The sequence below is a fragment of the Embleya scabrispora genome (assembly GCF_002024165.1).
Lineage (GTDB): Bacteria > Actinomycetota > Actinomycetes > Streptomycetales > Streptomycetaceae > Embleya > Embleya scabrispora_A.
In genome coordinates this window covers 115,547-131,487 of sequence record NZ_MWQN01000004.1, presented here as the reverse complement: position 1 = coordinate 131,487, position 15,941 = coordinate 115,547, and the positions used below count along the sequence as shown (strand labels likewise).

At 69.5% G+C, this 15,941-nt stretch carries 13 protein-coding genes and 2 pseudogenes; 7 read left to right on the top strand and 8 right to left on the bottom strand.

Going from position 1 to position 15,941, the window contains the following annotated elements; all coding sequences use genetic code 11:
• Window positions 1-72 precede the first annotated feature (72 nt).
• Window positions 73-1,575 (bottom strand): MFS transporter, encoded by a 1,503-nt coding sequence (locus B4N89_RS41125; RefSeq protein WP_078981748.1) that lies wholly within the window; start codon window positions 1,573-1,575, stop codon window positions 73-75.
• Window positions 1,576-1,783: 208 nt separating this feature from the next.
• Here B4N89_RS41125 and B4N89_RS41120 point away from each other — a divergent pair, with 208 nt between their 5' ends.
• Complete coding sequence (locus B4N89_RS41120) at window positions 1,784-2,722, top strand: RNA polymerase sigma-70 factor (protein ID WP_078981747.1); 939 nt, start codon at window positions 1,784-1,786, stop codon at window positions 2,720-2,722.
• A 745-nt stretch (window positions 2,723-3,467) separates the two neighbouring features.
• Here the strand turns inward: B4N89_RS41120 and B4N89_RS41115 are convergent.
• A complete protein-coding gene (locus B4N89_RS41115) occupies window positions 3,468-3,959 on the bottom strand; it encodes an allene oxide cyclase barrel-like domain-containing protein (protein ID WP_143658270.1) in 492 nt (163 codons plus the stop codon).
• Between the two features lie 333 nt (window positions 3,960-4,292).
• Here B4N89_RS41115 and B4N89_RS53735 point away from each other — a divergent pair.
• Together B4N89_RS53735 and B4N89_RS41110 are read left to right on the top strand one after the other, a co-directional pair.
• A pseudogene (locus B4N89_RS53735) lies at window positions 4,293-4,906 on the top strand (helix-turn-helix domain-containing protein); the annotation flags it as partial.
• Window positions 4,907-5,048: 142 nt separating this feature from the next.
• Complete coding sequence (locus tag B4N89_RS41110; protein ID WP_235619275.1) at window positions 5,049-5,864, top strand: HD domain-containing protein; 816 nt, start codon at window positions 5,049-5,051, stop codon at window positions 5,862-5,864.
• A 289-nt stretch (window positions 5,865-6,153) separates the two neighbouring features.
• Here B4N89_RS41110 and B4N89_RS53585 read toward each other — a convergent pair whose 3' ends face one another.
• Window positions 6,154-6,453: a hypothetical protein gene (locus B4N89_RS53585; protein WP_414646488.1), complete on the bottom strand. Its 300-nt coding sequence runs from the start codon at window positions 6,451-6,453 to the stop codon at window positions 6,154-6,156.
• Between B4N89_RS53585 and B4N89_RS53580 the strand changes: the two genes are divergently transcribed.
• On the top strand, window positions 6,382-6,576 hold the full coding sequence (locus tag B4N89_RS53580) for a hypothetical protein (protein WP_414646481.1): 195 nt from the start codon (window positions 6,382-6,384) through the stop codon (window positions 6,574-6,576). The two genes, B4N89_RS53585 and B4N89_RS53580, sit on opposite strands and share 72 nt — an antisense overlap.
• Window positions 6,577-6,760: 184 nt before the next feature.
• Here the strand turns inward: B4N89_RS53580 and B4N89_RS41100 are convergent, their stop codons facing one another.
• Window positions 6,761-7,576 carry a class I SAM-dependent methyltransferase gene (locus B4N89_RS41100; protein WP_161500992.1) on the bottom strand — a complete coding sequence of 272 codons (816 nt, stop codon included), beginning with the start codon at window positions 7,574-7,576 and terminating at the stop codon, window positions 6,761-6,763.
• Window positions 7,577-7,877: 301 nt separating this feature from the next.
• On the opposite strand from B4N89_RS41100, the gene B4N89_RS41095 reads away from it, so the two are divergent.
• Window positions 7,878-9,071: a carboxylate-amine ligase gene (locus tag B4N89_RS41095; RefSeq protein ID WP_161500991.1), complete on the top strand. Its 1,194-nt coding sequence runs from the start codon at window positions 7,878-7,880 to the stop codon at window positions 9,069-9,071.
• 240 nt (window positions 9,072-9,311) lie between these two features.
• Here the strand turns inward: B4N89_RS41095 and B4N89_RS41090 are convergent, their stop codons facing one another.
• Window positions 9,312-9,590, bottom strand: coding sequence for a hypothetical protein (locus tag B4N89_RS41090; RefSeq protein WP_078981742.1), 279 nt, complete (start codon window positions 9,588-9,590; stop codon window positions 9,312-9,314).
• A gap of 486 nt (window positions 9,591-10,076) precedes the next feature.
• Between B4N89_RS41090 and B4N89_RS41085 the strand changes: the two genes are divergently transcribed.
• Window positions 10,077-12,293, top strand: coding sequence for a prolyl oligopeptidase family serine peptidase (locus B4N89_RS41085; protein ID WP_078981741.1), 2,217 nt, complete (start codon window positions 10,077-10,079; stop codon window positions 12,291-12,293).
• Between the two features lie 208 nt (window positions 12,294-12,501).
• On the opposite strand, the gene B4N89_RS53195 is transcribed toward B4N89_RS41085, so the two are convergent.
• The 3 genes and pseudogenes from B4N89_RS53195 to B4N89_RS41075 form a co-directional block, all read right to left on the bottom strand.
• A complete protein-coding gene (locus tag B4N89_RS53195) occupies window positions 12,502-13,191 on the bottom strand; it encodes a penicillin-binding transpeptidase domain-containing protein (RefSeq protein ID WP_321170754.1) in 690 nt (229 codons plus the stop codon).
• A gap of 149 nt (window positions 13,192-13,340) precedes the next feature.
• Window positions 13,341-13,988: pseudogene (locus tag B4N89_RS53575) on the bottom strand (penicillin-binding transpeptidase domain-containing protein); the annotation flags it as partial.
• 563 nt (window positions 13,989-14,551) lie between these two features.
• Entirely contained in the window at window positions 14,552-14,941 is a 390-nt protein-coding gene (locus tag B4N89_RS41075; protein ID WP_078981740.1) for a RidA family protein, read from the bottom strand.
• A 71-nt stretch (window positions 14,942-15,012) separates the two neighbouring features.
• Between B4N89_RS41075 and B4N89_RS41070 the strand changes: the two genes are divergently transcribed.
• Complete coding sequence (locus tag B4N89_RS41070; RefSeq protein ID WP_078981739.1) at window positions 15,013-15,909, top strand: LysR family transcriptional regulator; 897 nt, start codon at window positions 15,013-15,015, stop codon at window positions 15,907-15,909.
• Window positions 15,910-15,941 lie beyond the last annotated feature (32 nt).

Sequence of the window (15,941 nt, the reverse complement as noted above, 5' to 3'; positions counted from 1 at the left end):
ATGGAGACTGCCGGAGCACGAGCGCTCGTGTTGGGCCACGATGCGGCATCGCGCCGTGTGAGGGTCAAGAGGTCATTGGTGCGCGGGCACCGGTTCGGCCGTCTCGGTCCCGGAGACGGCGGTCGCCGGTCGAGGGGTGTTCATCAGTACGGCGACGATCAACGCGCCGACAGCGAGGATCCCGGCGGCCCAGGTGCCGGCCCTCTGGAAGCCCTCCATCGCCGCGTGCCTGGCCAGGGCCGGGCTCGCGCCCTGCCGGGCATGTGCGGCCAGGTAGTCGGCGGTGGTACCGGCGGCGATCGTGTTGAGCAGTGCGGTTCCGACCGAACTCCCGATCTGCTGCGCGGTGTTGACGCCGGCCGAGGCGATGCCCGCGTCGCCGGGATCGACGCCGTGGGTCGCGTAGTTGTAGGCCGCCGGCATGATCAGCCCGGCTCCGAAACCGGCCAGCAGTCCCGCAACCAGGATGCCACGAGCGTAGGGGGTATCGGTGTCCATGCCGAGCATCCACAGCATGCTCGAAGCGAGGATGAGCATGCCGGGTACGATCAGCGCCCTCGGCGGCACCTTGGGCAGCAGTCGAGAGGCGAGCCCGCCGGCGGAGAGCAGCACCGCCCCGGTCATCGGGAGGAACGCCAAGCCCGTCTTCACCGGCGAGAATCCCTTGATGACCTGCAGGTAGTAGGTCATGAACAAGAACGCGCCGAACATGCCGACGAAGGCCAGGCCCGCGCCCAGGTAGGCACCGCCGCGCGTGCGGTCGGCGATCACCCGCAACGGCAGCAGCGGCTGCGGCACCCGGCTCTCGACCAGGGCGAAGACCACGAGCAGCACCGCCCCGGCGGCCAGGAGGCCGATGACCCGCGCCGAGCCCCATCCGTCGGACTCCGCCCGGCTCGTGCCGTACACGATCGCGACCAGGCCGCCGATCACCAGCAGTACGCCGGGGATGTCGAACCGGGCCCTGCCCGGCGCGCGCGACTCGCTCAGCAGGGCATACCCGCCGACCGCCGCGATCAACGCGATCGGGACACTGATGAACAGGCACCAGCGCCAGTTCAGGTACTCGGTCAACGCGCCGCCCGCGAGCAACCCGATCGCGCCGGCGGTGGCGGTGATGGCGCCCCAGATCCCGAACGCCTTGGCGCGCTCCTCGGGTTCGGTGAACGTCACCGCCAGCAGCGACAGCGCGGACGGGCCGAGCAGCGCGGCGAAAGCGCCCTGTAGAGCCCGGGCGATCAGTACCGCCTCGAAGCCGCCTGCGGCGCCACCGAGCGCGGAGGCGGCGGCGAAGCCCAGCAGACCGATCAGGAAGGCCCGCTTGCGGCCGGTGTAGTCCGCGATCCGGCCGCCGAGCAGCAGCAGGCTGCCGAACGCGAGCGTGTACGCGGTGACGACCCACTGACGATCACCGTCGGATATCCCCAGATCCCGCTGAAGCGTCGGCAGCGCGATATTCACCACCGTGCCGTCCAGAACGATCATGAGTTGCGCCAGCCCGATGAACAGCAGTGCGGACCAGCGGCGTGGATCGGCCGCCGGGGCCGGGGACTTCTCGGTTGCGGGGACTTCCATGAATCGGTCCTCACTCGTGGTACTGGGTGCCGCGCGGATCGTCCGTACGGCACACGGACGACCACAAGACGTCGGCGGCCGGGGCCGCGTAACACGGCCGACGTGTGAGCTACGCCATCGAGGTCCGGTGTCACAACACGGGTGCGGGCAGCGTCGTATGCGGGTAGCGCCGCCAAGGCGGATCACAGCGAACAGGCAGGAGTCGTCAATGGACAAGCGTGGCGAACGGACAGCGGAGACGACCGATCCGACGGGCGGCGACGGCCACATCGACCCGGCCACCGAGGCGTTCGTCGCCCACCGCGCGCTGTTGTTCACTCTCGCCTACGAGATGCTCGGCTCCGCCGCCGACGCCGAAGACGTCCTGCAGGAAACCTGGCTGCGCTGGGTGGGCGTCGATCTCGAGCAGGTACGCGACCGCCGCGCCTTTCTGGTACGCATCGCCACACGGCAGGCCCTCGACCGACTGCGCATGCTGCGTCGGCGTCGCGAGTCCTACATCGGCCCATGGCTGCCCGAGCCGTTGCTGACCGCGCCCGACGTTGCCGACAACGTCGAATTGGCCGAAAGCGTCTCGATGGCGATGCTCCTGGTGTTGGAAACGCTCACCCCGACCGAACGGGCGGTGTTCGTTCTGCGGGAAGTCTTCGTGCTGAGCTACGACGAGATCGCCGAAGCAGTCGACAAGAGCCCCGCAGCCGTGCGCCAGATCGCCTACCGGGCCCGCGCGCACGTCGCCGCCCGCCGACCCCGCGCCGTCGTCTCCCCGGCCGATACCCGGGCCGCGCTGCGCGCGTTCCAACATGCGATCGAGTCCGGTGAATTGCGGAACCTCATCGACATTCTCGCGCCCGACGTGGTTTACCTGGGCGACGGCGGGGGTTCCGTACAGGCCATGCCGCAGCCCGTCGTGGGAGCGGTCGCCGTGGCCCGCCTGCTGTCGCTCGGGCTGAACACCTTCACCGCCGGTGTCTCGACCGAGCCGGTCCAGATCAACGGGTACCCGGCACTGCGCCTTCGACGCAACGACGAAATCGACAGCATCGTGGCGTTGCGAGTCGAGGACGGACTCATCACCGGCTTCTACGCCGTGCGCAACCCCAGGAAACTCTCGCGCGTGGAAACGGAGACCGAACTGGCCCGCTGAGACCGCCTCGCGCGGAGTCGGGCCGGGGCCACGGCCGGGGACGGGTCCGCTTGTGCCCGTCGGGGTCGCGGCCGATGGTGTCGGCGACGGCGGCGCGCCACTTTCGTCTGTCGGGCGGCGCTCGGCTCGGCGGGCCGTCCTGGGCCAGTTGCGCGTCCAGTGCCGGCGGCGTGGTCGCGCCCATCGAGGTTTCCGCCCGGCGCAGCAGTCGATGCAGCGACGTGCGTCCCCCAGCATGGAATACGTCGCGGTGCCCCAGGGGGAATCCCGCTCCAGACGGCCCATTTGCTCCGCGCGGGACGAAAACGGCGCCGCGTCGAGATGACCGCCCACGCAGATCGTCAATCCGTGCAGGCGACTTCAGACGTCGGAGCAGCCGACTTCGGAAACTGACAGGTGCGGTGTTCATGGGGACATCGTGGCACTCGACAAAACCGTCGTCGTGGGTTTTCCACGAACTCGGCTTATTGAAAGGCTTCTTGAAGGCGTTCGAGGGTCTATGCGGCGGGCGGTCCGTCGCGCTCTTCATTTGTCGACCGTCTCTTGAAGATCGCTGTTCCGGTTCGGCGGCCGGCCGCCGAACCGGAACGCGACTGCGCAGGTCGATGTTGCTGTCTTCGTGAGTAGGTTCCGGGACTCTCCGGCGGACTTGGCAAACGTGACCTGATCAGGAGCCTCGTCGTAGGCGATCAGGCCACGCGGACCGCAGCCACCCGGTGACCGGCAAGATCAGGATGGAATGCGCTCAGTGCAGGATTTCGACACGCATCCTCTCCTTCGGCGTGGCGATGTCCCAGTAGCGAACAGTGCCCCGGGCACCATTGAAGGCGCCTGTGCCACCGGTGATGGCCATGTCGAGCGAACTCGCTTCGCTCGTCCGCAGTGATTGCATGGTCAGCGAGCCACGCTCGAGTTCCAGCGTGATCACGGCCTGCGACGTGGTCTTCTCGCCCTCGACGTGAACGACCTGAGATGTTCCGGCCCCATATCCGACTTTGCGGCCGTTCTCTACGGCGGTGGCGCAGTAGGCACTCATATCGCCCAGGCTCGGCCCGGCCGGGCCGAGGTCGATAGGCTTGTACTCAAGGTCCTTGAGCTGGAGTTCGAAGACCTCGACCCGGCCCTTTTTCGAGGTATCGGCATCTGCGCTGCCCACGGCGAAGACGCCGACTGCGGCTGTTACCAGCGACAGAGCGGCGAATTTCAAGAGCAGGGGTCGTGCGTTGTTGTTCCCCATGATGGAACCTCCTCATTGCGATCGTCTTGCGCGAACAACTCGAGGCTATGGCGCACGAGTTATGGCGTCCAAGACCAATACCGTTATGACGTCATTACGTCGCCGTCGATCAGGGTGGATGCGCTCACTTGACCATCGGCGTCCACGGCTTCGACCGAGTCCTTCCTGCAACGACTGCGGCTCGCGGACGTCCGCCTGTTGCTCGACATATGGATCCGCCACACGCACACCAGACGCCGCTCCCCGGCGCCTTGTGACATCCACCAGCGATGACCCACGTCACACGCCCGCGCGGCTACCGAGCATTTCGGCTGGGTGACGGTGGGGCCGGCTGTGGGTGTATGCCGGTGTCATGCGGTACCCGGCGGCGGCGGCCTGACCGCGAAACGGCGGGCCCCGCGGGAGCAAGTGCGGTTACGGGCCGCCGGGATGTTTTGCGCAGGGACTGGCGCCGCCGCTGGTCGCCAAGGCACTGCGAGTGTCGCGCAAGTCCGCTCATGCCTGGCATGCCGAGTGGTGGGTCGGGGGCGTCGAGGCGCGGCGTTCCAAGGGGCCGTCCGGCAGACCGTCCCGGATGAGGCCGGGTTGGCGCGCCTGGTCGGACGCGGAGTCGGAACGGGGTCCGGCCGCGCACGGCCGGGTCGAGGACCGGCGCTGGACCGTGGCGCGGGTGGCGACGGTGATCGCCCATCGCTTCCACGTGCGCTTCGGTGTTTGCGGATCTCGATCGCCGCCCTTGTGTGTTGCAGGCCCGTCCTGCGTACCCGGTTGATCTTTCGGATCCGGGTGCACCGCAGCCGCAAGGGTGCAAGGGCTTCCGCGAGACGTCGACGCCGCGATGCGGGAGTTGATCGAACGCGGGCCTGGCTGACCGTGTTCCGGGTTCCCACCTACGCACCGACCTCACCCCGGCCGAAGGCGTGTGGGCCCGCCTGAAGCACAGCCTTTGAAACCCGGCTGCAGGCACCACCGTCGAAGATTCCGCTCCTGGCGAGAATCCGCGGGTTCTCGACACTTTCGCCACTCCCGGACGAGGCGACGCCGCTCCTACGCTTTCGGCATCCAACCTCGATGAAAAGGCGGACTCTCGTGTTCGAAAGCGTCGATGAGGCGAAGAACATCACCCGGCGCACGGTGTTGGAGCGCGGTGCCGGTGTCGCTGCCATCGGCGCGGCCTCCGCACTCGCCGCCGTGTTGTCAGGTCCGGCCGCCGCTGCCGAGGTTCCGGCGCGCTCGCCGGGCAACTCGGGTTCGCCGGCCGCCACTTTGCCGACGGTCGTGGCCGGGGTGCGCATCCCCGACAGCGAACTGGCCCGGGCTGCGGTGGCGTTCGCTAGAAGGGTCTCCTCTGCGACGCTCTTCAACCATGTCATGCGGACATACCTGTACGGCTCACTCCTGTTCGACCGACGCGGCGTTCGGTATGACCGTGAACTTGCCTTCGTGGCAGCGGTTCTGCACGACCTCGGGTTGGTGAAGGCGTATCAGACCCCGCACGAGCCCTTCGAAGTCGACGGGGCCGACGCCGCCCGGACGTTCCTGCGGGAACGGCGGATGCCGGCCGCACGGGTGGAAGTCGTCTGGGATGCCATCGCCCTGCACACCAACCCGGGTGTCGCGAGCCGAAAGAGGCCGGAGATCGGCATGGTCTGCGTCGGCTCCGGTCTCGATTTCACCGGGAATGGCATCCAGGGGCTCCCGTCCGACGCTCTCACCGAAATCCTGTCCGTGTTCCCCAGGGCCGGGTTCAAACAGGACGCCCTGGAGAACATCCTTTCGCTGTGCCGCACCAAGCCGATGTCGGTACTGATGCACCCCTTCGCCGAAGTCGGCCGCCGTCACCTCTCGGGCTTCCCGGTGCCCACCGTGGAGGATCTCCTGCTCGCCGCACCCTTCGAGGAGTGACGTGACGGCCGGCCGCCCGCGCCCGAGCGACCTGCCGGACGCGGTCGCCTCAAGCCACAATCGCACCGCCGTCGCAGGACGGGGTTCCCGGGCACAGCGGTTGTACGACTACCCGAAGGGGCAGTCGTACCGGACCGGGTGTGGTTCCCGCCGATGGTCTCGAAAAACGCGGGTCACGGTGCGATGCCCGGCCGGGCACTCGTGCCGATTCAGGGTTGGGTGAGCTGTCGGCGACCGGGGCGGACGCGGCCCGGCGAAGGCCGGTCCCGCTGCAGGACCTGCATCGGGGTCAGGGCTCGCGGTCTCGGCGGGGCGTCCGCGCGTGAACCGCGCGCGGGAGCAACATGCCGTCCGCACCGACCTGTTCGTCGTAGGCGTCCAACTCGGCCTTGCTCTTCGGCAGCCGGTCGTATGGGGCGGACCGTCCGTAACGCTCCGCCCACCCCGGCGGTCCGCTGCCGCCCACCAGGCGGCCGAGTCGGTTCGTTGCAGGATCGACTGGAAGTACGCGCTGGGCTTGGAGTCGGACGACCCCGGATTCGACCACTCGGTGCTGCCCGAGTTCCGAAACCGTGTTGCGGAAGGTCATCGCGCGGACTGGCTGTTGGCCGTATTCGGGGAGCGTTTGGTGGCGGCCGAGCTTGCCGGCGTGTCAGGTTCACCGAGAACTGCAACACCACCGCCACCCGACTCCGGAACGCACTCGACATGATCGCGATCATCCGCACGCGACGCGTACACCCTGGTCCGACCGACACCGATTTCGAACGATCGGCTTCAATCCGGCTCCCGACGGCGGGCGTTCACACTTCCCGTGGTTCCGGGTCCAGGGGCGGGAGTGACCTCCGTCCCGGGCCGGGGACCGTGTCCGGGGCGGAGGGTCGGGATCGTCGGTGTCACCGGTCTGCGATGACGATCAGGTTGGGGGACGCGTCCTCGTAGGGTGCGCCATCCCAGCCGCCGTAACAGGTGGTCGACGCGAAACCGGCCTCGCGGCACAGGTCGGTGAACTCGTCGGGGGCGTAGATCCGCACGTCGTAGGGCGTCATGGGTTGTTCGGTGCCCTCGTCGTCGACGATCGCCCATTGGCCGACTTCCCGGCGGGTGTCCGCGTCGAGGCGGCGGCGCGAGACCAGATGGCGTCCGCTGGCGAGTAGGCGTCGTTCCTCGGCCGGGATCCGACCTTCGGTCAACGCGGGGATGGTGACCATCGTGTGCATCAGCAGACGTCCGGTCGGCTTCAACACGGCGTGGAAGCCGCGAAGTACCGCCAGGTCCTCCTCGGGGGTGAAGAACCCGAAGGAGTAGAACATGTTGATCACCGCGTCGACCGGTGCCACGTCCGGCAACTCCCGCATGTCGCCCTCGACGAAGTGGGCCGCGACGTCGGCGTCCGCGGCCTCGCGCCGGGCCGCTTCGAGGAAGCCGGGGTTGATGTCGACGCCGACCACGTCCAGGCCGCGCCGGGCGAGTTCGACGCTGTGGCGACCGTAACCGCACGGACAGTCCAACAGCCGCGAGTTGGCGGTCAGACCGCACAGGCGGGTGACGCCGTCCGCCTCGACGACCGTACGATCGTTCAGCCGTGTCCGGTCTCCGAAGAACGTGCGGAGGGAGTCGTCGGCCTCCCGGTACAGGTCCCCGAAGAAGCCGCCGTCCGGCTCCCACCACGCCTTGTCCGGCCCTTCCGGATCCGTGACCGGCCCCGCCATATCCTTCTCCTCGCCGCGACGCTCCGTGGCACACCTCATGTCATTTGGCATGATATGAGACCTTTTAGTCTTCGTTGGTAATGGTCGGGAGTTGGGCGCGCCGATCGCTTGGCCGGTCGCCGTGCTCGCCTCACCCGAGTTCGCGGTCATTCCGCCGGGGCGGCTGCCGGTGGTGGTCGGCGGTTTCGTGACGGGCGGTCGTCATGTCGGCGTGCCGGCGGGTGAACGTCCCGGTGCAGGCGTGATGCTGGGGCGGGCGATGATGTTTGTTCGTTTCGGGTCGGCGGGATGTGGGGCGAGCGTGTCGGTGTGGGGATCGGACGGGCGGGGGCAGTTGCCGACGCTGGGCGTCGAGGAGGAGTACTTCCTGGTCGACGCCGGTGACGGGGCGGTACGGGAGGCGGGCTCGCGGGTGTTGCGGCGGGCCCGGATCGAGGTGGGCGATCTGGTCTCCGGCGAGTTCAGCGAGTATCAGATCGAGGGCAAGACGCCGCCGTGCTCGGAGACGGGCGAACTCAGGGACCATCTGGCGCGGGTGCGCGCGGCCGTGGCGAGGGCCGCCGCCTCGGAGGATCTTCGGGTGGTGGCGTCGGGCACCCCGGTACTGGGCGCCCGCAGCCCGGTTCCGCTGCGAGAGGACCCGCGCTACGCGGCCGGCGTCGAGGCCTATCGGGGGCTGCAGGACGGTTTCGCGTTCTGCGCGTTGCAGACGCACGTCGCGGTCCCCGACCGTGAGGCGGCGGTGTTGGTGAGCAACCATCTGCGGCCGTGGCTGCCCACCCTGGTGGCGATCGCCGCGAACTCCCCGTTCCGGGCCGGCCGCGACAGCGGGTACGCGAGTTGGCGGGCCGTGGCCCTGAGCCGATGGCCGATCGCCGGGCCGCCGCCGTTCTTTCGCGACGCGAGCGACTACGACCGCCTGGTGGGCCGGCTTCTGGACAGCGGAGCCGCGCTGGACGAGCACAACCTGTTCTGGGACGTACGGCCGTGCGAGCGGCTGTCCACGGTGGAGATCCGGGTGATGGACGTCAACGCCGGACTCGAGGAGACGGTCGCGTTCGCCGTGCTGGTACGGGGGTTGGTGGCGAACGCCCTGGAGCGCGTACGACGCGGCGACCCGGGGCCGACGGTGGAGGAGGCGTGGCTGCGGGCGGCGTACTGGCGCGGTGCGCGCGACGGTTGGCCCGGACACGGCGTCGATCTCGACAGCGGCCGGATCGTGCCCGCGGCGGACATGGCCCGCCGACTCCTGGCGAGGGCCCGTCCCGCGCTCGCGGGGCGGGAGGAGTCCGCGTGGGTGGGGACCGTGTTGGAACGGCTTGCCCGCGAAGGCGGCGGCGCCGGGCGCCAACGATCCGCGTTCGCCCGGGCGAGGTGCCTGCGGGACGTGGTCGAGGACCTGGCCGACCACACCGCGCGGGTACCCGCCCTGTCGCCCCGGACGTGCCGGGCAGTCGGCGACGTGCCCCATCCCGCGGGCGGAAACGTGACGTGACCGGCCGCGGGTACCCCTCGACGGGACACCACCCCGGCAGTGCGCTCGAACACTCGTCGGATACACGTCCGGGCAAGGTTCGCCGTTCGGCCCGAGCATCACCGACAACTGCGACAGGACCGAGTGCTCGAAGCCCGCGTCGGTGCGTTCGAGCCCCGAGCGCGTATGTCCCGCCGACGCGTGCCCGCGCCGCCACCGCGGCCCGCCGCCGGTTGCCCACCGACGTCGGGAACGCCTCGATCAGCCGATCCCGCTCATGTCCCGTCGCTGCGGGGGTGAAAGCGGAAGCCGCTCACGGAAGGCGTCGGGCCCCATGCCGAACTCGCGTTCGAGGACGAGGGAGAAGGCGAACTCCGTATTCGCGCCGTGCTTTCGGTACGACCAGCGAAGGGCGTACACCGGCGATGTGTCCGACAGCGTGCCGATCACCGCGTCGGCGCCCACACCCGGCTGCTCCACCTCCCGGCGGAACAGGCCCAGGACCGCCCGCAGAGGCGGGCCCTGCCCCGAGCCCGTCACGCGGGCCCGACCGCCCCCGGCACCACCCCGACGGCGAGCGCCCACGCGCCGCTGATCCCGCCTCGGCGAAGGGAGATACCCGCACTCGACGCGCCCGGTTATCCGGCGGACGTGGTCTTTTCGGCCGACAACCGCCCCGCCGAAACATAGCCCCGCTCGATTGCGGTGAGTCCGCCGTCCTGCGTCGTCGTTGCGGACGCCGCGCCGCCGTGTCACTCGCTCGTGTCGATCGGCGGCGTTTTCGGAGCCGGCCGCCGCTGTGGAAGTGGTCCGGTCCGGCGCGGCGCGGTCGCCAGGGTGGTGGCGCCCCGATCCATATGGGTGGTTTCGACGAGCGACACCGTGCTCCTCGCCATCGGGTCGGTCACGGTGGGGGACCCTGAGACGGTCGACGAGCGACAACGCGAAGGGCGAAACGATGCAAGAGATGCCAGGGCTTCCCCTGATCCTCACCATCCTCGCGGACGAGGTGGCCGGCCTCGAGGAATGGCGCATGGAGCTTGCCGAGGGAGACACCGACTGACGGTTTCCGTACTGGGGCGGCGGGCCTGCTTGGTTCAGGCTCGCCGCCCGCTCCGTGGAAGGGATGTGAGGCGCGTGAGCGACGGGTGCGTTCGGCGGCAACCCATCCTGGAGAGGATTCACGGCCGGACGGTCGCCGATCCCTATCGATGGTTGGAGAACGGCGGCACGGCCGAATGTGCCCGATGGCTTACCGAGCAGGAGCGCTTGCTCGTCGAACACACGCCCCTCTCACAGGTCCGGACCCGGGCGGCCTTTCGCGCGTTGCTGGACGAGTCGGCCGACGGTGCGGGTGTGGCGGTGTCGGCGCCTGTGGTGCGCGGACAACGAACGTTCTTCGTGCGTCAGCGGATCGGGCAGGAGATGCCCGTGCTGGTCGTCGCCGTCGAAGGAGCAGGTCCCGGCGTCGGGAACGTCCTGCTGGATCCCTTGGAGCTCGATCCGTCCGGCGCGACATCGTTGTTGGCATGGCGCCCCTCGTGGACCGGGCGGTTGTTGGCGTTTCAGACGGCGGTCGGGGGCGCGGAGTCACCGAAACTGCGGGTGCTGGACGTGGCGAGGGGCCGGGTCGTGGACGACCCACTGTTCCTGAACCGGCCGACGGCGGTCGCCTGGCTTCCCGACGACAGCGGCTTCTACTACGTCACCGGCTCGCCCGCCGAACCGCGCCGGGTCAGACTGCACCGTATCGGCGACGACCCCGAGTCCGATCCCGTCGTGTGGGAGACGCACATGCGTCACCTGTCGGTCTCGCTGGGCCCCGAGGGCCGCTGGCTGCTGGTGAGCGCAGCCCCGGGGGCACAGACCGGCAACGTTCTCCGCATGGCGGACCTGCGGGCCACCGCAGCCCGCGGAGGAGACTACGCGAGCCCTGAACTGGTGATCGTCCACGACGGGACGTCCCAGGGCTCCAGCGCTCTGGTCAAGTCGGGTCCACGCGGACTGCTCTACGCCGTCACCGACGCCCAGGCCCCACGCGGCCGGGTCTGCGTCATCGATCCGGCCGACCCCCGGTCCTCGGCCTGGACCACCGTGGTCGAACCGGGCCCGGACGCCGTGTTGTCCGCGTGCACGGCCCTGCACGACCCCCGCAGCCGGCAGGTGAGGCTGCTGGTGGGCACGGTGAGCAACGGTGTACCGCGCTTGACGCTGCACGAGATGTCCGGCCGGCCGCTCACGGACATCCCCACGCCCGGATCCGGGCCGGGCACGATCAACGGCCTCAGCACGCCACCCGGAGACAGCGACCGGATGTGGTTTCGATACACCGACTTCACCACCCCTCCCACCGTCTACCGCCTCGCCCTGCCCGAAGGGCGCTGTCTGCCCGAGGCCCGACCGACGACCGGGACGACGACCGCCCGACCCGGGCCGCGCTCCCGCCGGCAAGAGCCGGTCGTGCGGCACCTCACCTATCCCTCCGAAGACGGCACCCCCATCGGCCTGTACGTCATCTCCCCTCCCGGAGCCCGCGGACCTCGCCCCGCGCTGCTCACCGCCTACGGCGGCTTCGGCGCCTCCGCCGCCCCCGCCTACTCACCCACCATCGCCGCATGGGTGAAAGCCGGCGGCATCTACGCCGTCGCCGGGGTGCGCGGCGGCGGCGAGCAGGGCACCACCTGGCACGCGGCCGGCCGCGGACCCAACAAACCCCACGCCTTCGCCGACTTCGCCTGCGCCGCCCGCCATCTGATCGACCAGGACCTGACCACCGCCCCGCAACTCGCCGTCAAAGGCGCCTCCCACAGCGGTCTGATGGTCGCCGTCGCCATCACCCGCAACCCCGAACTCTACGCCGCCGCCGTCTGCTCCGACGCCGTCACCGACATGGTCCGCTACCCCCAGCTCGGCCTGGGCGCCTGGTGGGCCAACGAGTTCGGCACACCCGACGAACCCGACCAACTCGACACCCTGCTCGGCTACTCCCCCTACCACAACGTCCGATCGGGCGTCCGCTACCCGGCCGTCCTCCTCACCAGCCCCCGCACCGATCCCCGCGTCGACGCCGCCCACATGCGCAAGTTCACCGCCGCCCTCCAACACGCCACCGACTCCGGCAAGCCCGTCCTGCTGCGCACCGAGGACGGAGCCGGCCACGGACCTCGCACCGCAACCCGTCACGCCGACCTGCACAGCGACGTCCTGGCCTTCTGTGCCCAACACACCGGTCTCGTCCTGTGACACCTCGACGGCACACCCGCACCGACGCGTACCGGATCGCCAAGGCGTCGTTCGCGGGCGCGCGGCGCACGGCGATCGTGCCTGCCGCCGCGGACGCCACGATCACGTCGTGGCCCGACGCGGCCTCGGCCGAGCCGTCGGCCCGCCTTGGGCCCGGCTCAGGTCCGGTCGACAGCCACGGAATCAGGGTGCCGAGCCCGGGCGATGCTCACTTCCCTACGACGGCTTCCATGATCGCCTTGGCGATGGGACCGGCGAGTTTACCGCCGCCGATGTCGTCGCGTTCGACGTTGCCGGTGCTGTCGGGCTCGATGGCGACGGCGACGGCGACCTTCTTGCCGTCGGCCTCGGCGAAGGAGACGAACCACGCGAACGGGGGCTTGCTGTTGTCGACGCCCTGCTGCGCCGTGCCGGTCTTGGCACCCACGGTGACGCCCTTGATCGCGCCGGGTGCGCCGGTGGCGCCGGGGTTGGCGACGACGCCCACCATCATGTCCTTGAGTTGTTGCGCGACCTCGGGCGCGATCGCCTGACTGGCCACCTGCGGTTGGGTCTTCTCCAGCACCGAGAGGTTCTGCGCCCGCAACTCGTCCACCACGTACGGCTTCATCACCTTGCCGTTGTTGGCGATCCCGGCGGCGACCATGGCCATCTCGATGGGGGTGGCCGCGACGCTCTGCTGGCCGATCGAGGCCCGCATGAGCTGTCCGCCGTCGTTTCCGCCGGGGAAGAGGCTCGGTTTGGCCCGGGTGGGGATGTCGAGCGGGTTGGTGTTGGCGCCCTTGCCGAAGTTGTTGAAGCCGAACTTCTCGGCCTGCTCCTTGAGCTTCGCCTCGCCGACGTCGGTGCCCAGTTGGGCGAAGACGGTGTTGCAGGACAGTTCGAGCGCCCGCTGCATGGTCGCCTTGACGCAGCCCGGGTGGGCGGACTCGTCCAGACCCTGGTTCGAAGACGGGTAGAACAGGGTGTTCTTGGGCCCTGGAGGTTGACAAAGGGCACGTCGCCCGGCTTGGCCTTGCCCTCGGACAGCGCCGCCGCCGCGGTGATCAGCTTGAAGGTCGACCCGGGCGGATAGGTGTAGCGCAGCGCCCGGTTGTCCATCGGCATCTTCGGGTCGAACTTGGTGTCCGGCTTCTTCAGCTTCGGATTGGTGTCCAGGGTCATCCGGTCGTACGCCTCGGCCACCGCGTTGCGGTCGTTCTGGGCCAGCACGTTCGGGTCGTAGGACGGCGTGCTGACCATCGCCAGCACCTTGCCGGTGTCCGGGTCGAGCGCCACCGCCGCGCCGGTCTTGTCCTTGAGGCCGTTGTACGCGGCCTCCTGCGCCTTGGCGTTGATCGTCAGCGCGACGTTGCCGCCCCGGGTGCCCTTGTTGGTGACCGTGTCGAGCACCTTGCGCACGAACAGCCGGCTGTCCTTGCCGCTGAGGATGTCGTCGTCGAGGTTCTCCAGCAGGTTGCTGCCGACGAACGGCGAGATGTAGCCGGTGACCGGCGCGTACATCGGGCCGAACTCGTATTTGCGCAGGAACTCGTACTGTTTGTCGTCGGTCTTGACCGAGCTGGTGATCGGCTTGTTCTCGACCAGGAAGTCGCCTCGCGGATGCGAGTACTTCTCGTAGATCGCCCGCTTGTTGTGGCTGTTGTTCGCGTAGTCGTCGGCCTTGACGACCTGGACCCAGTTGGCCCGCAGCATCAGTGCCGCGACCAGGACCAGACAGAAGACGGAGACCCGCCTCAACGGCTTGTTCACGGTGTATGTCCTTTCACCGGGTGGGCGTTGCGGTCGTCGTCGATGCGGCCCGCCGGGGTCTTGATCCTTTGGCTCGACGGGCGTGCGCCGAGACGGGTCCACGGCCACCTGGCCCCGGCCGACGAGATTCCATCCGCGACCGGCCGCCGGTGCCCCCGCGTTCAAGCTCGGACGTCTTCACGGAGCGCGTGCGTCACCTTCCGTGGCCGAACGGGCGTCGGCTCATCGGTGGTATCCACGCGAGACATACGGGGCGCAGTTCCCCGGCGCGGGAGAACCCGCCCCGACGGAACCCGCGGTCGAGGGCCGCTCGTCGGGAGCCGGCGTTCGACACCGCCGGGGATGCGCGTTCTCCGCGTGCGTCCCGAACAAAGGTTCCGGCACGAATTCGTGGCGGAACAGCCGCCCCTGGACCGCCTGTTCCTGCCCCATCGGCCTACGCCGTCGCTCAGTGCCCCGGCCTCGGCCCTTCGGTCCGCGCGTGGCCGGTTGCGCCCGGTGGCCCGCTACGCGGTCGCCCGCCGGGCGTACACCTCGATCTCGATCCTCATCCGGGGATCGGCAAGCCCGCACACCAACATCGTGGCCGCCGGTCGCACCGGGCCGAAGCACCGGCGCAGCACCGGCCAACACGGTTCGAAGTCGGCCCGGTCGGGCAGCAGGTATCGCACCCGCACGACGTCGGCGAAGCCGCACCGTGCCTCGGTCAGGGCGGTCTCGATGTTGCGCAGGCATTGTCGTGCCTGTTCCACCACGTCGTCGGGGATCGTCATGGTGGTGTAGTCGAAGCCGGTCGTTCCGGACACGTGTACCCAGTCGCCGTCCATCACGGCTCGGGCGTAGCCGATGTGTTCCTCGAACGTCGAGCCGCCGAGGATCGCGCGTCGTTCTGTCATGCGGCGAAGTTAGGCGAGCGTGGTCGATACGTCCAATACGTCGTCCGCTGGTGTGTGATATCCCTGCGCGTATGGAACGCCCCGAACTTCCCCTGCCGCAGCTGCACGCCTTCGTCGTGCTCGCCGAGGAACTGCACTTCGGCCGTGCCGCCGCCCGCCTGGGCATCGCGCAGCCCCCGCTGAGCCAGCAGATCCGCCGCCTCGAAGACAAGGTCGGCCACGCGCTGTTCAGCCGCGAACCGGGACGCGTGACGCTCACCCCCGCGGGCCGGGAACTCCTGCCCGCCGCACGCCGGATCCTGGCCCACCTCGCGGACGCCCTGGCGGCGGCGCGCGCCGCCGGCAGCGGCCGGGTCGGCCACCTGCGCATCGGCTTCGCCGCCTCCCTCGCCCCGACCGTACTGCCGGGCCTGCTGCGCACCTTCCACGAGCGGTTCCCCGACGTACGTCTGCACATCCGGGAGATGACCACCACACCGCAACTCGCCGCACTCCACGACCGCAGCATCGACATCGGCCTGATGCGCGAACCGCCCACCGACGACGAACCCCGACTCGGCTTCAGGACCGTACTGACCGAACCCTTCGTCGCGGTACTGCCCCGCACCCATCCCCTCGCGACCCGACGAACACTGCGCGTCGCCCAGTTGGCCGACTCGCCCTTCGTACTCCTGCCCCGCCACGTCGGCCCACACCTGCACGACCGCATCATCGACCTGTGCACCACCGCCGGCTTCACCCCACACGTCGTCCAACACGCCGTCGAATGGCAGACCGTCTGCGCCCTGGTGGAAGCCGGCCTCGGCGTGTCCCTCGCCCCGGCAAGCATCCGCCGCATCCGCCTCCAGGGCGTCACCTTCCGCACCATCGACCCCGACGCCCCCCACACCCGCGTCGCCATCGCCTGGCGCACAGACGACCGAAGCCCCCTGGTCGGCAACCTCCTGAAGGCCATCGACCAGGAGTAGACCAGTACGCCGACACCTGCGGACGATCCGGG